Genomic DNA, 16240 nt, shown 5'->3' with positions numbered 1-16240 from the left:
TGAGCTCAGTCGCAGGCGGAGCCGACCTGCCGGTCCCCCAACGGGACCGGCAGGGTCCCGGCGGGCGTGACCTCACCCACCAGGGCACCGGCCACCGCCCGCAGGTGGGCCGCGGTGTCACCGAAGGCCGCCAGCTCGACCGGCGCGTCCACCCCCTCGAGCCCGTAGGGGACGTCCAGCGAGAGCGCGACGTCGGCCGCGCGGGGAGCTCCCCCACCCTGGGGGCCCGATGAGGTGTCGCCCGGCATCTGCCCGTCCTCCACCTGGCCGGCCGCGTAGTCACCACCGTCGACGATGCGGAGCACCGTGTCCCCCTGCGCCGAGACGCTCAGGCCCGCGGCGTCCAGTGCCTCGCCGAGGGCGCCGCGCTGCTCCTCGGTACCGCCCACCACGCGGACCACGTCACCGGCGGAGAGGACGGCCGGGTCGCAGGTCTCGCCCAGGGAGGTCAGGGCCGCCGCGGCCAGGCGGTCGGCCAGAGCCCTTCCCGCGCCCGACGCGGGCACGCCACCATCGGACACGCCACCATCGGAGACAGCGCCCGGGGACTCAGCGCCCACCTGGAGGCTCGCGGCCACCACGTGACTGGCGGCGTCGCGCAGGCGCTCCTCGGGCAGGGCGCCCTCGGCCACGGCCTCCACCACGGCGGCGCGGGCCGCCTGCGGGTCCGGCGGCATGAGCAGCAGATCCGAGCCCGCCGCGAGCGCCGCGACGGACCGGTCGGTCCCGGTGGACTCCTCGGCAGCGTCCAGGGCACCCATGTTCAGCGCGTCGGTCACCACCAGGACGTCGGGCCCGGCCGCATCGCGCAGGAGACCCGTGGTGCGGGCGCTGAGCGTGGCCGGCAGGTCGTCCAGGGCCGTCACCGCGATGTGGCCGACCATCACCGGCACGTCGTGCTCGGCCAGTGCGGAGAAGGGCACCAGGTCGTGGGCGCCGAGCTCCTCCACGCTGGCATCGGTGGCCGGCAGGCCCTCGTGGCTGTCGGTGGTCAGGCCACCGTGGCCGGGGAAGTGCTTGGCCACGGGCACGATGCCGGCCTGTCGGTAGCCCTGCACCAGCGCGCCGGCCACCTGCGCGACCCGCTGCGGGTCCGAGCCCGGGGAGCGCACGCCGATGGTGGGGTCCTGCGGACCCACGGTGACGTCGGCGTCCGGGGCGAAGACCATGGTGAAGCCCAGTGCACGCAGCTGCTCCCCACTGTGACGAGCCACCTCGCGGGAGAGGTCGGCGTCGTCGGCGGCGCCGTGGGCCATGCCGGCGGGGAACTGGGTCACCGGCTCGCCCAGCCGCTGGACCGGCCCTCCCTCCTGGTCCACGCCGATCACGGCCGGCCAGTCCCGCCCGGACTCGGCCTGGGCCCGCTGCACGGCGGCGTTCACCTCGGCCAGCGCGGTGACGTCCTGCGGCACGTTGGCGGAGAACGCGATCACGCCCCCGAAGCCGTCGCGGACCAGCGCCTCGGCACCCCGCGGGCCGGTCCCCTCGTACCCGGCCACGATCACCTGCCCGGCCAGCTGCTCCACCGGCAGGTCGGCCACGAGCCCCTCGGCCCGGCGCACGGCCTCCTCCCAGGCCAGGGCCTCCCCGGCGCCCGGCGCGGAGCCCGACGACGAGGGCTCCCCCGACGGCGAGGGCTGGGAGGACGGGCTCGGCGCCTGCGAGGGCTCCCCCGACGGACTCGCGGACCCCGAGGGCCGGGAGGACGGGTGCGCGGGCCCCGAGGCGTCCGGGGCACTCGTCCCCGGCCCGGGCGCGGGCTCGTCGTCGCTGCAGCCCGCGAGCAGCCCCGCACCGAGCGCGGCCACCAGGGCGACGGTCCGCCGGCTCACACCTGCACCTCGGTGACGGGCTGCGACGAGCTCGCCGGCAGGTCCAGCCCGGACGGCGTCCGACCCCGCATGACCATCTGCGCGCCGAGAGCGGCCACCATGGCACCGTTGTCCGTGCAGAGTCCGGGGCGGGGCACGCGCAGGCGGATGCCCGCGGCCTCACACCGCTCGGCGGCCAGCGCGCGCAGGCGCGAGTTCGCGGCCACGCCGCCGCCCAGCATCAGGTCCTCCACGCCCTCGGCGCGGCAGGCGGCCACGGCCTTGCGGGTGAGCACGTCCACGACCGCCTCCTGGAAGCTGGCGGCGACGTCCGCCACCGGCACCGTCACCCCATCGCGCTCCTGGGTCTCCACCCAGCGCGCCACCGCGGTCTTCAGGCCACTGAAGGAGAAGTCGAACTCGTGGCGCTCCAGGTCTCGGCGGGAGGTCAGGCCGCGGGGGAAGTCGATGGCGATGCGGTTGCCCTCCCGCGCCGCACGGTCGATGTGGGGTCCCCCGGGGAAGGGCAGGCCGAGCACCCGGGCCACCTTGTCGAAGGCCTCGCCGGCTGCGTCGTCGATGGTCTGCCCCATCGGCCGCACGTCGTGGGTGATGTCCGGCACGAGCAGCAGCGAGGAGTGCCCCCCGGAGACCAGGAGCGACATCATCGGCTCGGGCAGCGGACCGTGCTCCACGACGTCCACGGCGACGTGTGCCGAGAGGTGGTTCACCCCGTAGATGGGCTTGCCCAGGCCCACCGCGAGCGCCTTGGCGCTGGCGGCGCCCACCAGCAGCGCGCCGGCCAGGCCGGGCCCGGCGGTGACGGCCACGGCGTCCACGTCGCGCAGCTGCACGCCCGCATCGCGGCAGGCCTGCTCGATGGTGGGGACCATCGCCTCGAGGTGGGCTCGGCTGGCCACCTCGGGGACGACACCCCCGAACGCGGCGTGCTCGTCCATGCTGCTGGCCACGGCGTCGGCGAGCAGCGTGGTGCCGCGGACGATCCCCACGCCGGTCTCGTCGCAACTGGTCTCGATGCCCAGCACCAGCGGTTCGTCGGGACGGCTCATCGGGCGGACACCTCCGGGGTGGCGGGCGGGGACGGCGGGGCCGGTGCGTGGGAGGGTTCCGTACCACCCCGGGAGCGGTCGAGCAGCCGGCGCAGGATGAGGGCGTCCACCGGTCCGTGGGCGCCCCGGTAGTACCCGCGGCGCCGCGACAGGGACTCGAACCCGGTGTGCTCGTACAGCCGCAGCGCGGGTTCGTTGTCCGCCCGCACCTCCAGCAGCAGCGCCTCGGCGCCCCGGCGTGTCGCGCTGTGCACCAGGTGGTCCATGAGCCGGCGTCCCAGGCCCGTCCCGCGGGCTGCGGGGTGGACGGTGATGGTCATGACGTCGGCCACCTGGCCACCGTGGTCCACCCCGGCGTACCCGAGCACCTGCCGCTGACCGGGGACGTCCGCACCGGCGGCACCGGGGTCCACGGCCACCACGTACTCGCGGCGGCCGCTGGCCAGCTCTCCCCACCAGGCAGCCTCGGACCAGGCGTCGTGCGGGTGGGCGTCAGCCTCCAGCGCGGCCAGCTGGGGCAGGTCACGCCAGTGGGCGTCGGTGAGCAGCGCCGTCACAGGAGCACCCGCTTGCGCTGCCCGGGCACCTGGGAGTCGGGGCGGCGCAGGTAGAGCGGCTCGGTGGAGGTGAGCACCTCGGGGTGGTCGGCGGCCAGCCGGGCCAGCACACCCGCATCCACCTCGGTGGGGAGATCGGGGATGCCACCGGTGAGCGCATCGGGGTAGAGGGCCACCCCCGCGCCGAGGGCGGGCAGCTCGCGCACGTCGTCCGGCAGCTCGGCGGCCGGGCCCACCTGCGGCCCCTGGGAGCGGTGCACGTCGCGGGGGTAGACCGCCCAGTAGACCTCCTTGCGGCGGGCGTCGGTGGCCACCAGCAGGGGCTGGTCGGCGGCCACGACGCCCCTCTCGCGAGCGTCAGCGGCCAGCGCGTCCAGGCTGCACACGCCGTGCAGGGCCGCCCCGGAGGTGAGGGCCAGCACCCGGCCGGTGACGATGCCCACGCGCAGCCCGGTGAACGGCCCGGGGCCCACGCCCACGACGATGTCGGTGAGCTCATCGACCGTCACGCCGGCCCGTGCCAGGGCGCGGTGGGCGGCCGGGGCCAGGTGCTCCCCGGCGCCGCGGGCGTCCACCACGGTCTCCACGGCGAGCACCGTGCCGGGGGTTCCGGGGGCGCCGGAGTGCACCGCGGCGGTGACCGCGGCGGTGGAGGTGTCCAGGGCGAGCAGCATGGGGCTCAGGGTAGTTCGCGGCGCAACAGGTCCGACAGCTCGGACAGCCGATCCGCCGCCGGCTCCCACTCCCCCACCGCGGCCACCTCGATGTGGCGGGTGGCCTGGTCCGCCCCCTGCGCGTCGTGTCCGGTGGCCCGCCGCACGGTGACCTCGAGCCACCTGTCGGTGAGCTGCTCCACCAGTCCGGCCCCCCACTCGGCGACGAGCACCGCATCGGCCAGGTCGGTCTCCAGGTCGATGTCGTCCACCTCCGCGCGGCTGTCCAGGCGGTAGGCGTCCACGTGCACCAGGGCGGGGCCACCCCGCATCGAGGGGTGGACTCGGGAGATCACGAACGTGGGTGAGGTCACCTCACCGCGCACCCCCAGGCCCTCCCCGAGGCCGCGGGTGAGGGTGGTCTTGCCCGCTCCGAGCTCCCCCGTCAGCACCAGCACGTCCCCGGCGCGCACCCACTCCCCGAGCCGACGCCCCAGCTCGCCCGTGGCCGCGGCGGTGGCGGCCACCACCACCGTCACGGCAGCTCCTCGATGAGGTCGAGCACCGCGGCGGCGACCTCGTGGGGCCGCTCCACCATGGCCAGGTGGCCGGCGCGCTCGATCACCTGCAGCCGCGCCCCCCGGTGCAGGTCCGCGATCTCGACGGAGTGGCTGTGGGGTGTCATGCGGTCATCATCGCCGATGAGCACCAGCCCCGGACGGTCGAGGCCCGCCAGCACCTCCCGGGCGTCGTGGGCGAGGATGGAGGTGAGCAGCTGCGAGAGCACGCGGTAGGGCACCCGGTGGTGCATCGCAGCCACCTGGCGCACCACGGCCCGGGAGGGACGACCGGCGAAGTTGCTGCGCGCCAGGTGGGCGAGCTCCACCTCCAGCGCGGCCGCGCGGGGTCGGGGGCGCCGCTCGTCGTCACCGCGGGCCGCGCGCGACATCACCCGTGGCCCCAGCTTGCTCACCAGGGGGCCGACCAGCGCCGCGGAACGCAGCGGCATGCCGAAGGGCGAGGAGGTCATGCCCCCGGGAGAGGTGGCCAGCCACACCAGGGCGTCCACACGGTCCGCCAACCACGGGTGGCGCTCGAGCGCCTGCATGGTGACCATGCCCCCCATCGAGTGGCCGAGGAGCACCAGCCGGTGGTCGGCGGGCAGGCGCAGCTCGTGCACCACCTCGGCCAGGTCGTCGGCCAGGGTGGCGAGGTCCATCTCCTGGGCACCGGCGCGCGACCACCCGTGACCGGCGAGGTCCGGCCGGACCACGTGCACACCGGCCGCTGCGAGCTGCCGGGCGACCGGGCCGAAGATCCCCGAGGAGAGCACGTACCCGTGGGTCATGACCACGGTGGCCCGTGCCTCGGCGGGGCTCGGCCCCTGGAGCAGGGCGTGGAGCTCTCGGTCCTGGCGGGTGGTCCACAGGTGCTGCATCAGTTCTGGCCCACCACCTCACGGGGCACCCGGGGGCCCACGCGGGTCACGATCTCGTAGCTGATGGTGTCCATCGCCGCGGCCCAGTCCTGGGCCGTGGGCCCCCCGTCGGCGCCGTCCCCGAAGAGCACCACCTCGTCCCCGGCGGTCACGGGAGGCGTCTCCCCCGTGGCCGGGCCGAGGTCGACCACGAACTGGTCCATGCAGACCCGCCCCACGAAGGGTGCGTCCACGGGTCCCTCGCGGCCCGCCACGCGGACGCGCCCGCGGTCGGAGAGCCCACGGGGCACGCCGTCGCCGTACCCCAGGGGCACCACCCCGAGCCAGCGCTCGGTCCGCGTGACGTGGGTGTGCGAGTAGCTCACGCCCGTGCCGGGTGGCACCCAGCGCACCGCGGACACCGGGGCCACGAGCGTCATCGCGGGACGGACCCCCAGCTCCTGGCTGGTGCGCAGCTCCGGGATCGGGGAGAGACCGTAGGAGACCAGCCCCGGGCGGACCAGGTCGTAGGCGAGGTCGGGCCGGGTGACGGTGGCGGCGGAGTTGGACAGGTGGCGCCACCGCGGGTCCAGGCCGGCACGCACGGCGGTGGCCAGGCCCTGTTCGAAGGCGTCCCGCTGGTGGTCGGTGGCCGGGTGCGTGGGGTCGTCGGCGCAGGCCAGGTGGGAGAACACGCCCTCCACCACCAGCGAGCCCTCCCGCTCCGCGGCGCGGGCGAGGGTGAAGAGGTCCTGCCAGTCCCGGGGCGCGATGCCCCCGCGGCTCATCCCCGTGTCCAGCTCCACGTGCACCCGCACCGGGCGGCCGGCGCGCCGGCCGGCGGCCCGCACGGCCTCCAGTGCCCACGGCGCAGCGACACCGAGGGTGATGTCGTGCGCCACCGCATCGTCCAGATCGGCCCGGGGGGTCAGCAACCAGGCGAGGATCTCGGCCTCGATCCCCCCGCGGCGCAGGGCGACGGCCTCCGTGGGCTGGGCCACGCCCACGAGCGTGGCACCCCCGGCCAGCGTCGCGCGTGCGGCGGCCAAGGCCCCGTGCCCGTACCCACCGGCCTTCACCACCCCCATCACGGCGGCCCCGTCGGCCCACTGCACGCAGCGGCGGACGTTGTCCCGGATCGCCGCGGCGTCCACGATGGCGCGGTGTGCCGGCCCGGCGGAGTGTTCTCGACCCATCGGGCCATCCTGACACCCCCCTCATCACGTCCCCGGTGGGCACGCGGGCTCGCATACGATGGGGCCCCAACACACCATCTGGGGAGGTCCGGGCCGTTGCCGTTGTCACATCTGCGCGACTCCACGCTCACCGCGTGGAGGGACGGACGGGTCCGCTGGGGTGTCCTGGGAGCGCTCCTGATGGCTGTGGGGGCGCACACGCCGCTCTTCCTGCCGCGCATCAACCCGTTGCAGGACGTGCCGGGGCTGCGGTGGCTGCTCACCCCTGAGGGGACGGTGCTGGCCACCGTCCTGCTGCTGGCCGGCACGATCGCGCTGGTCACCGCGTGGCTGCGCATCCGCCCTCGCTCGGACCGCCCGACCCCGCCGATGCGGGCGACCATCCTGCTGTGGTCGGTCCCCCTGCTGCTGGCTCCGCCGCTGTACAGCCACGACGCGTACTCGTACGCCGCCGTGGGCTGGATGCACGAGAACAACCTGAACCCCTACGAGATGGGGCCGGGGGCCGTCAGTGGCTACTTCCGGCAGCAGGTCGACCCCTTCTGGCTGCTCACGCCCACCCCCTACGGCCCGCTCGCCCTGGAGATCCAGCGGTGGATCGTCGTGCTCGTGGGCGACCACCCCTATCTCGCCGCCGTCGCGATGCGACTGATGGCCATGGCCGGTGTGGTGATGATGCTCTGGGCCATCCCCCGCCTCGCCCGCTGGGTGGGGGTGCGCGGGGACCTGGCGCTGTGGTGGGGCGTGGCCAACCCGTTGACGATCATGCACTTCGTCGGGGGTGCCCACAACGATGCGCTCATGGTGGGCCTGCTCGCCGTCGCCCTCTGGGTCTGCACCCGGGGTGGCCCGTGGCAGTCCCTGGTGATCGGAGCGGTGCTCATCGCGGCGGCCGCAGCCGTGAAGCAGCCGGCCGCGGTCGCCCTGTTGGGGACCACTGCCCTGTGCACGGCCCGGCTGCACCCCGAGGTGCTGAGCACCCACCGCGCCAGTCTGCTGCCCACCAGCGGTGAGCCCTGGCTCTCGCAGGCCTGGCCGGACGTCAAGAAGCTCCTGCTGCCGAGCGTGGTGGCCGCGGTCGTGTTCTCTGCCAGCTTCGCCCTCATCACGTGGGCCACCGGTCTGGGCTACGGCTGGCTGCCGGCCCTGTCGGTGCCGGGCATGGCCGCCGGACTGTCCCCCATCAGCCTCGTCGGGGGGCTTCTCGCCTCTGCCCTGGCTGCGATCGGTCTCGGCGACGCGGCGCCGGTGGTCAAGGACGCCCTGAAGTACGCCGCGATGGCGGTGACGGCCGCCCTGGTGCTGCTGGCCTCCGTGCGGGTGCTGCGGATCGGTGGCATCGCCTTCACCGCGTGGACGCTGCTGATCGTGGCCCTGCTCGGGCAGACCGTGCACCCCTGGTACATCCTGTGGGGTCTGCCCCTGCTGCCCCTGGCAGGCATGCGTCCCGAGGTGGAGCGCTCAGCACTGTGGCTGACCTTCGCCGTGGTGGCCTACAGCCTGTTCGACACCGGCGCCCGATCCGGGCAGGTCGTCATCGGTCTGGCCTGCGTGGTCGTGCTCTTCTTCATCTTCCGCGACCGGCCCATCCCCGAAGGGGGAACGCCCTCGGGGCACCGACTGCACCTCCCGGAGGACGACGTCCGCCCCTGAGCCCGGTCCAGGCCAGGTGCCCCGTTCAGGCCAGGTGCAGCTCGGCCAGCGAGGCCACCACGTGCTCCGGCCGCTGGTGGGCCCGGCCGTCGGCCTGTGCCTGCTCCACGTCCTGCGCACCGTGCACACCGGTCGTCACCAGCACGCTGTGCAGACCCGCCCGATTCGCCCCGGCGATGTCGGTCTCCAGCCGGTCGCCGATGGCCACGGCCTCGGGGGCAGCACAGCCCAGACGTTCCAGCGCCATCTCGTAGACAGCGGCCTCCGGCTTGCAGGCCACGACGGGCTCCTGTCCCGTGGCGTGGGCGACCGCTGCCACGTACGCGCCGTTGCCCGGGGCCTGTCCCCACGCGGTCGGAAGGGTGAGGTCACGGTTGGTGGCCACCCACTCCGCGCCCGCGGTGACGGCCCGGGCGGCGTCGTGCAGACGTTGGTAGGTCATCGACGGGGCGTAGCCCTGGACGACCGCCGCGGCCTCAGTGGGGTCATCGGTGAGCACCATCCCCGCATCGCTGATGGCATGGGCCAGCGCCTGCGAACCGGCCACGAACACCGCGGACCCACTGGGCACCTGCTGGGCGACCACGTGCGCGCCGGCCATGGCACCGGTGAGAACCTGCTCCACCCGCACGCGCACGCCGTCGTCCACCAGCCGCGCGGCCAGCTCCTCCGGGGAACGCGAGGCGTTGTTGGTCACGAACACCACACCAACACCAGAGGACATCCATGCGTTGAGCGCGTCCACGGCCTCTGTGAAGACACGGTCCCCGGCGTGCACCACCCCGTCGACGTCGCAGACGACTCCGCGGATGCCGTGCAGCACGGTCCCGGACCCGTCGGTCACGCGTCGCGGCCGTCCGCCGCAGCGTCCGCAGCGCTCTCGGGCTCGGCACTCTCCGGCGCGTTGTCGTCCTGCACCGGCTGCCCGGGCGCCTCGGCCGGTGCCGCCACCGAGTCCGCGGGCGCGAAGTCCTCCAGGTCGTAGAAGACGCCATCCTCGGCCGGCGGGATCGGCGGCTCCCCGGTCTCTCCCACCGATGCGGCGCGGTCGTACCACTGCTGCGCCTCAGGGCGGTCCAGGGCGGACAGGGCCTCGGCGTAGGCGAACCACAGGCGGCCCGCTGCGGGGTCCTGCGGCGTGATCCGCTCGGCAGGGGTCGACAGCATCGCCGCCGCACGCTCGAGATCCCCCAGGTCACGGTGGGCGCCGGAGAGCACGATGGCCATCTCCACCAGGCTCTCCTTTCCGAGACGAGACGCCTCACGGGACTCCCCCAGCTCCAGTGCCTTCTCCGGGCGGCCCAGACCCCGCTGGCAGTCCGCGATCATCGGCAACAGATGCGAGGTGCCAGCGAGGCGGGCAGCGGTCCGCAGCTCACGCAGCGCGTCGCCCCACTCCTCCCGGGCGTAGTGAACCGTGCCGAGCGCCTCCCGGGCGGAGGCCACACGACCCGCGCGGCGGGACGCCGTCTCCGCGTGCGCCAGCGCTGCGTCCAGGTCCTCGTCCAGGAAGAGGTAGGCCGACTCGATGTGGGCGGCCACACCCTTCATGTTCTCCTTGGAGAGGGTCTTCAGCTCGTCCCAGACCACCTGACCCAGTCCCTGACCGGTGACTCCGTCCGGGATGGCCGGCTCGGGACGGCGCCCCTCCTTGGGAGCGAGAGCTCGCGCACCACCGGTGAAGGCCTCTGGGCGATCACCCTTCCCCCCACGCGGGCCACCGCCGCGGCCCCGACCACCGGAGCGGTCCTCGCGGGGGCGCCCTCCCCCCGCACGGTCATCACGGAAGCGGCCCCCACCCGAGCGCGGTCCTCCACGGCGGTCGTCGCCACCACGCCCCCTGCCGCGGTCTGACCGGTCACCCGATCCCCCTCCGTCACGACCACCGGATCCACCCGTGCGCTCGGCGCGACGCCCCCAGCCAGCAGATCCTCCGGACCCAGGCGCACCGTCACCCGACGGGCGCTGCGCTGCCGGGTCGCGGTCGTCGGACGGGGTGAAGCCGGGGTTCTCAGACGTCATGGCGCCAGTCTACGTGGGGTGCACAGTGGGCCCGGGCCACGCGAGGGCCTGCCTGCCGAGGACCCGCACGGGGTGTCTGCGACGTCGCTCGGGATTCTCTGGGTATGCGAAAGGGCCCGGTACCCCATCGGGGGTACCGGACCCTTTCCTTCGAAACCATCCACCCACAACATAGCGGGGGTGTTTCGGGACGTTGAGTTCGGCGGTGTCCTACTCTCCCACACCGTTCCCAGTGCAGTACCATCGGCGCTGAAGGGCTTAGCTTCCGGGTTCGGAATGTGACCGGGCGTTTCCCCTTCGCTATGACCACCGAAACACTGTCGTACTCACACACACGTGTGACGTCTGAACAGTGCTCCGTGAATGTGTCACGAAGACCAGTATTCAGTTCACAGTTCCGGGGTGTGTTTTCCGGGAACTGCACAGTGGACGCGTAGCATCTTTGTAGCAAGTTGTCGGCTTATTAGTACCGGTCAGCTCCACACATTACTGTGCTTCCACATCCGGCCTATCAACCCAGTAGTCTAGCTGGGAGCCTCCCACCCCACGAGGGGGTATGGAAACCTCATCTTGAAGCGTGCTTCCCGCTTAGATGCTTTCAGCGGTTATCACTTCCGAACGTAGCTAATCAGCGGTGCTCCTGGCGGAACAACTGGCACACCAGAGGTTCGTCCATCCCGGTCCTCTCGTACTAGGGACAGCTCTTCTCAAGTTTCCTGCGCGCGCAGCGGATAGGGACCGAACTGTCTCACGACGTTCTAAACCCAGCTCGCGTACCGCTTTAATGGGCGAACAGCCCAACCCTTGGGACCTACTCCAGCCCCAGGATGCGACGAGCCGACATCGAGGTGCCAAACCATGCCGTCGATATGAGCTCTTGGGCAGGATCAGCCTGTTATCCCCGGGGTACCTTTTATCCGTTGAGCGACGGCGATTCCACAATCCACCGTCGGGTCACTAGTTCCGACTTTCGTCCCTGCTCGACATGTCCGTCTCACAGTCAAGCTCCCTTGTGCACTTGCACTCAACACCTGATTACCAACCAGGCTGAGGGAACCTTTGAGCGCCTCCGTTACCCTTTGGGAGGCAACCGCCCCAGTTAAACTACCCACCAGGCACTGTCCCTGATCCGGATCACGGACCGAAGTTAGATATCCAGAGCGACCAGAGTGGTATTTCAACGATGACTCCACACACGCTGGCGCGTGTGCTTCACAGTCTCCCACCTATCCTACACAAGCCGCACCGAATACCAATACCAAGCTGTAGTAAAGGTCCCGGGGTCTTTCCGTCCTGCTGCGCGTAACGAGCATCTTTACTCGTAGTGCAATTTCGCCGAGTTCGTGGTTGAGACAGTGGAGAAGTCGTTACGCCATTCGTGCAGGTCGGAACTTACCCGACAAGGAATTTCGCTACCTTAGGATGGTTATAGTTACCACCGCCGTTTACTGGGGCTTAAGTTCAGAGCTGCACCCTTACGGGTTGACTCGTCCCCTTAACCTTCCAGCACCGGGCAGGCGTCAGTCCGTATACATCGTCTTGCGACTTCGCACGGACCTGTGTTTTTAGTAAACAGTCGCTTCTCCCTGGTCTCTGCGGCCATCACCGCTGCCACCAGCATGTGGTTTCACGGATCAGGCCCCCCTTCTCCCGAAGTTACGGGGGTATTTTGCCGAATTCCTTAACCACGATTCACTCGATCGCCTTGGTATTCTCTACCTAACCACCTGAGTCGGTTTGGGGTACGGGCGGCTAGAACCTCGCTAGAAGATTTTCTCGGCAACATAGGATCACTGACTTCCCGCATACGCGGTCACTATCAGGTCTCAGGCACATGACGTCCGGATTTGCCTAGACGTCGCCCTACACCCTTGGACGTGGACTACCATCGCCACGCTGCAGCTACCTTCTTGCGTCTCTCCATCGCTTGGCTACTACTGTTTCGGGTCCCGGGCTCACACCATCATCACGACACAAAGTGCCGATCAGCAGTGATCACACGGTTAGCATCCACAGCCTCGCCAGGGGCGGTTCTTCGCCGGTTCCGGAGTATCAACCGGATGTCCATCGACTACGCCTGTCGGCCTCGCCTTAGGTCCCGACTTACCCAGGGCAGATTAGCTTGACCCTGGAACCCTTGGTTATTCGGCGGACGGGTTTCTCACCCGTCTTTCGCTACTCATGCCTGCATTCTCACTCGTGCAGCATCCACGACTGGATCACTCCGCCGCTTCACTCGCTGCACGACGCTCCCCTACCCAACACCCATACGGGCATTGCCACAACTTCGGTGGTGTGCTTGAGCCCCGCTACATTGTCGGCGCGGAATCACTTGACCAGTGAGCTGTTACGCACTCTTTAAAGGGTGGCTGCTTCTAAGCCAACCTCCTGGTTGTCACAGCAACTCCACATCCTTTCCCACTTAGCACACGCTTAGGGACCTTAGTTGGTGATCTGGGCTGTTTCCCTCTCGACTACGAAGCTTATCCCCCGCAGTCTCACTGCCACGCTTCACTTACCAGCATTCGGAGTTTGGCTAACGTCAGTAACCCGGTGGGGCCCATCAGCTATCCAGTAGCTCTACCTCTGGCAAGAAACACGTGACGCTGCACCTAAATGCATTTCGGGGAGAACCAGCTATCACGGAGTTTGATTGGCCTTTCACCCCTACCCACAGCTCATCCCCTCAGTTTTCAACCTAAGTGGGTTCGGTCCTCCACGCCGTCTTACCGGCGCTTCAACCTGGCCATGGGTAGATCACTCCGCTTCGGGTCTAGACCCAGCGACTCAAACGCCCTGTTCGGACTCGCTTTCGCTACGGCTTCCCCACACGGGTTAACCTTGCCACTGAGCACTAACTCGCAGGCTCATTCTTCAAAAGGCACGCTGTCACCCTCACGGGCTCCAACGGATTGTAGGCACATGGTTTCAGGAACTATTTCACTCCCCTCCCGGGGTACTTTTCACCTTTCCCTCACGGTACTTGTCCGCTATCGGTCATCAGAGAATATTTAGGCTTACCGGGTGGTCCCGGCAGATTCACACGAGATTTCACGGGCCCCGTGCTACTCGGGAAAAGACACAGACAGTGCCAGCAGTTTCGTCTACGGGGGTCGCACCCTCTCTGCCCGGCCCTTCAAGACCGTTCGACTACCACCAACATTTCTTACTGTCCCCAGAGCTGGTAGACCCTGGAAATGTCCATCCCACAACCCCGCACACGCAACCCCTACCAGGTATCACACGTGCACGGTTTAGCCTCATCCGCTTTCGCTCGCCACTACTCACGGAATCACTGTTGTTTTCTCTTCCTGTGGGTACTGAGATGTTTCACTTCCCCACGTTCCCTCCCTCTACCCTATATATTCAGGTAGCGGTGACTGGACTTGCCTCCAGCCGGGTTGCCCCATTCGGAAATCCTCGGATCAACGTCTAGTTATCGACTACCCGAGGCTTATCGCAGATTCTCACGTCCTTCATCGGTTTCTGATGCCAAGGCATCCACCATGTGCCCTTAAAAACTTGACACAAAGATGCTCGCGTCCACTGTGAAGTTCTCAAAAAACAACCCCGCAACCCCACCAACACACACATGCGTGCACGCCAGCAGAATCAGAGGAACCCAACAACCAACCACAACCCACACCCACAACAGAGCGCAGACCATGCTTGGTCCCTGGGGACCCAACAGTGTGTCAACAACCACCACACACACCACCACGCTTTCCCAACACCCACACAGGGCGCCGTACTCACACAGCAGCACACACGATGGTCATGATCAATCGATGTTCCACCCAGAAGCACCCCCCGTGCCACATTCGGACACGAAAAGGGCCCCACCAGACACAAAGCCTGGCAGGCATGACACCCACACAACCACCATCCGGCAGCCATGCGAGCGTTGAAGCTCCTTAGAAAGGAGGTGATCCAGCCGCACCTTCCGGTACGGCTACCTTGTTACGACTTAGTCCCAATCACCGGTCCCACCTTAGACGGCTCCTCCCACAAGGGTTAGGCCACCGGCTTCGGGTGTTACCGACTTTCGTGACTTGACGGGCGGTGTGTACAAGGCCCGGGAACGTATTCACCGCAGCGTTGCTGATCTGCGATTACTAGCGACTCCGACTTCATGGGGTCGAGTTGCAGACCCCAATCCGAACTGAGACCGGTTTTTTGGGATTCGCTCCACCTCACGGTTTCGCAACCCTCTGTACCGGCCATTGTAGCATGCTTGAAGCCCAAGACATAAGGGGCATGATGATTTGACGTCATCCCCACCTTCCTCCGAGTTGACCCCGGCAGTCTCCTATGAGTCCCCACCATTACGTGCTGGCAACATAGAACGAGGGTTGCGCTCGTTGCGGGACTTAACCCAACATCTCACGACACGAGCTGACGACAACCATGCACCACCTGTGCACCAGCCCAAAGGGAAACCCCATCTCTGAGGCGATCCGGTGCATGTCAAGCCTTGGTAAGGTTCTTCGCGTTGCATCGAATTAATCAGCATGCTCCGCCGCTTGTGCGGGCCCCCGTCAATTCCTTTGAGTTTTAGCCTTGCGGCCGTACTCCCCAGGCGGGGCGCTTAATGCGTTAGCTGCGACACGGATCTCGTGGAATGAGACCCACGCCTAGCGCCCAACGTTTACGGCATGGACTACCAGGGTATCTAATCCTGTTCGCTCCCCATGCTTTCGCTTCTCAGCGTCAGTAATGGCCCAGAGACCTGCCTTCGCCATCGGTGTTCCTCCTGATATCTGCGCATTCCACCGCTACACCAGGAATTCCAGTCTCCCCTACCATACTCTAGTCTGCCCGTACCCACTGCACGTCCAGGGTTAAGCCCTAGATTTTCACAGCAGACGCGACAAACCGCCTACAAGCTCTTTACGCCCAATAATTCCGGACAACGCTCGCACCCTACGTATTACCGCGGCTGCTGGCACGTAGTTAGCCGGTGCTTCTTCTGCAGGTACCGTCACAAAAGCTTCTTCCCTGCTGAAAGAGGTTTACAACCCGAAGGCCGTCATCCCTCACGCGGCGTCGCTGCATCAGGCTTTCGCCCATTGTGCAATATTCCCCACTGCTGCCTCCCGTAGGAGTCTGGGCCGTGTCTCAGTCCCAGTGTGGCCGGTCGCCCTCTCAGGCCGGCTACCCGTCGTCGCCTTGGTAGGCCATTACCCCACCAACAAGCTGATAGGACGCGAGTCCATCCACCACCGATAAATCTTTCCACCAACACCCCATGCGAAGGTTGGTCGTATCCAGTATTAGACGCCGTTTCCAGCGCTTATCCCAGAGTGGAGGGCAGGTTACTCACGTGTTACTCACCCGTTCGCCACTGATCCACGAGTGCAAGCACTCGCTTCACCGTTCGACTTGCATGTGTTAAGCACGCCGCCAGCGTTCGTCCTGAGCCAGGATCAAACTCTCCGTAGAAAATATTGATACTGGCAGAGCAGAATGACTCGCTGGAGTCATCTTCTCGCCAAAGAAATCAACCAAACACACCCACAACCACACACCCCATCAAAGAGGCGAACAGTCATGGATGCGAAAGGGATACAACAAAATAATTTGGCATCGATTCATGACACACTGTTGAGTTCTCAAGGACCAAACACTCCCCAACACCCACCACACACTCACAACCGTGAGCCACCGTGCGATCTCGTTCAGGGGCGATCCACTACGTTACACCATCCAGCAGCCAGCCGCAAACCCGATCAACCAACCAGGCACGACCCACCACACACACGAAGCAACCAGTGGAGCCACCCAGACCAGACATTCACACCCGACACCATCTGGCCGAACCAGACTCTCTCGCGGGCCACCCGTCCGGGCAACGAGGAGGA

General features: G+C 68.1%; 10 protein-coding genes and 3 rRNA genes. 1 reads left to right on the top strand and 12 read right to left on the bottom strand.

Going from position 1 to position 16240, the window contains the following annotated elements; genetic code table 11:
• Nucleotides 1-5: 5 nt before the first annotated feature.
• Genes ACEY2A_RS00065 through alr form a run of 7 tightly spaced genes read right to left on the bottom strand, consistent with a single transcriptional unit; the run spans nt 6 to nt 6704 of the window.
• Complete coding sequence (locus ACEY2A_RS00065) at nt 6-1832, bottom strand: glycoside hydrolase family 3 N-terminal domain-containing protein (protein WP_374928865.1); 1827 nt, start codon at nt 1830-1832, stop codon at nt 6-8.
• Entirely contained in the window at nt 1829-2881 is a 1053-nt protein-coding gene (gene tsaD / locus ACEY2A_RS00060) for a tRNA (adenosine(37)-N6)-threonylcarbamoyltransferase complex transferase subunit TsaD (protein WP_374928864.1), read from the bottom strand. The genes ACEY2A_RS00065 and tsaD overlap by 4 nt, the downstream gene beginning before the upstream one ends.
• A complete protein-coding gene (rimI, locus tag ACEY2A_RS00055; protein WP_374928863.1) occupies nt 2878-3438 on the bottom strand; it encodes a ribosomal protein S18-alanine N-acetyltransferase in 561 nt (186 codons plus the stop codon). Before rimI ends, tsaD begins: the two co-directional genes overlap by 4 nt.
• Nucleotides 3435-4112 carry a tRNA (adenosine(37)-N6)-threonylcarbamoyltransferase complex dimerization subunit type 1 TsaB gene (gene tsaB, locus ACEY2A_RS00050; protein WP_374928862.1) on the bottom strand — a complete coding sequence of 226 codons (678 nt, stop codon included), beginning with the start codon at nt 4110-4112 and terminating at the stop codon, nt 3435-3437. The genes rimI and tsaB overlap by 4 nt, the downstream gene beginning before the upstream one ends.
• Nucleotides 4113-4117: 5 nt before the next feature.
• Nucleotides 4118-4630, bottom strand: coding sequence for a tRNA (adenosine(37)-N6)-threonylcarbamoyltransferase complex ATPase subunit type 1 TsaE (gene tsaE, locus ACEY2A_RS00045; protein WP_374928861.1), 513 nt, complete (start codon nt 4628-4630; stop codon nt 4118-4120).
• Nucleotides 4627-5529 (bottom strand): alpha/beta fold hydrolase, encoded by a 903-nt coding sequence (locus ACEY2A_RS00040; protein ID WP_374928860.1) that lies wholly within the window; start codon nt 5527-5529, stop codon nt 4627-4629. Before ACEY2A_RS00040 ends, tsaE begins: the two co-directional genes overlap by 4 nt.
• On the bottom strand, nt 5529-6704 hold the full coding sequence (gene alr, locus ACEY2A_RS00035; RefSeq protein WP_374928859.1) for an alanine racemase: 1176 nt from the start codon (nt 6702-6704) through the stop codon (nt 5529-5531). The genes ACEY2A_RS00040 and alr overlap by 1 nt, the downstream gene beginning before the upstream one ends.
• On the opposite strand from alr, the gene mptB reads away from it, so the two are divergent.
• A complete protein-coding gene (gene mptB, locus ACEY2A_RS00030) occupies nt 6672-8357 on the top strand; it encodes a polyprenol phosphomannose-dependent alpha 1,6 mannosyltransferase MptB (RefSeq protein ID WP_374928858.1) in 1686 nt (561 codons plus the stop codon). The two genes, alr and mptB, sit on opposite strands and share 33 nt — an antisense overlap.
• A 25-nt stretch (nt 8358-8382) precedes the next feature.
• Here mptB and ACEY2A_RS00025 read toward each other — a convergent pair whose 3' ends face one another.
• The 5 genes from ACEY2A_RS00025 to ACEY2A_RS00005 all read right to left on the bottom strand — a co-directional run bounded on the left by ACEY2A_RS00025 (nt 8383) and on the right by ACEY2A_RS00005 (nt 15821).
• A complete protein-coding gene (locus ACEY2A_RS00025; RefSeq protein ID WP_374928857.1) occupies nt 8383-9201 on the bottom strand; it encodes an HAD-IIA family hydrolase in 819 nt (272 codons plus the stop codon).
• A complete protein-coding gene (locus ACEY2A_RS00020; RefSeq protein WP_374928856.1) occupies nt 9198-10379 on the bottom strand; it encodes a tetratricopeptide repeat protein in 1182 nt (393 codons plus the stop codon). Before ACEY2A_RS00020 ends, ACEY2A_RS00025 begins: the two co-directional genes overlap by 4 nt.
• 197 nt (nt 10380-10576) lie before the next feature.
• A 5S ribosomal RNA gene (gene rrf / locus ACEY2A_RS00015) occupies nt 10577-10693 on the bottom strand.
• Nucleotides 10694-10822: 129 nt separating this feature from the next.
• A 23S ribosomal RNA gene (locus tag ACEY2A_RS00010) occupies nt 10823-13907 on the bottom strand.
• 390 nt (nt 13908-14297) lie between these two features.
• Nucleotides 14298-15821 (bottom strand): 16S ribosomal RNA (locus ACEY2A_RS00005).
• The 16S, 23S and 5S rRNA genes sit together here, the layout of an rRNA operon.
• Nucleotides 15822-16240 lie beyond the last annotated feature (419 nt).

The sequence above is a fragment of the Kytococcus sedentarius genome (genome assembly GCF_041937525.1).
Classification (GTDB): domain Bacteria; phylum Actinomycetota; class Actinomycetes; order Actinomycetales; family Dermatophilaceae; genus Kytococcus; species Kytococcus sedentarius_A.
This window is presented reverse-complemented; position numbering and strand designations above follow the sequence as displayed.

Coding starts and splice junctions, on each gene's coding strand:
- ACEY2A_RS00020 (WP_374928856.1), bottom strand. CDS start 10,379: ATGACGTCTGAGAACCCCGGCTTCACCCCGTCCGACGACCGCGACCCG.
- ACEY2A_RS00040 (WP_374928860.1), bottom strand. CDS start 5,529: ATGCAGCACCTGTGGACCACCCGCCAGGACCGAGAGCTCCACGCCCTG.
- tsaD (WP_374928864.1), bottom strand. CDS start 2,881: ATGAGCCGTCCCGACGAACCGCTGGTGCTGGGCATCGAGACCAGTTGC.
- alr (WP_374928859.1), bottom strand. CDS start 6,704: ATGGGTCGAGAACACTCCGCCGGGCCGGCACACCGCGCCATCGTGGAC.
- tsaB (WP_374928862.1), bottom strand. CDS start 4,112: ATGCTGCTCGCCCTGGACACCTCCACCGCCGCGGTCACCGCCGCGGTG.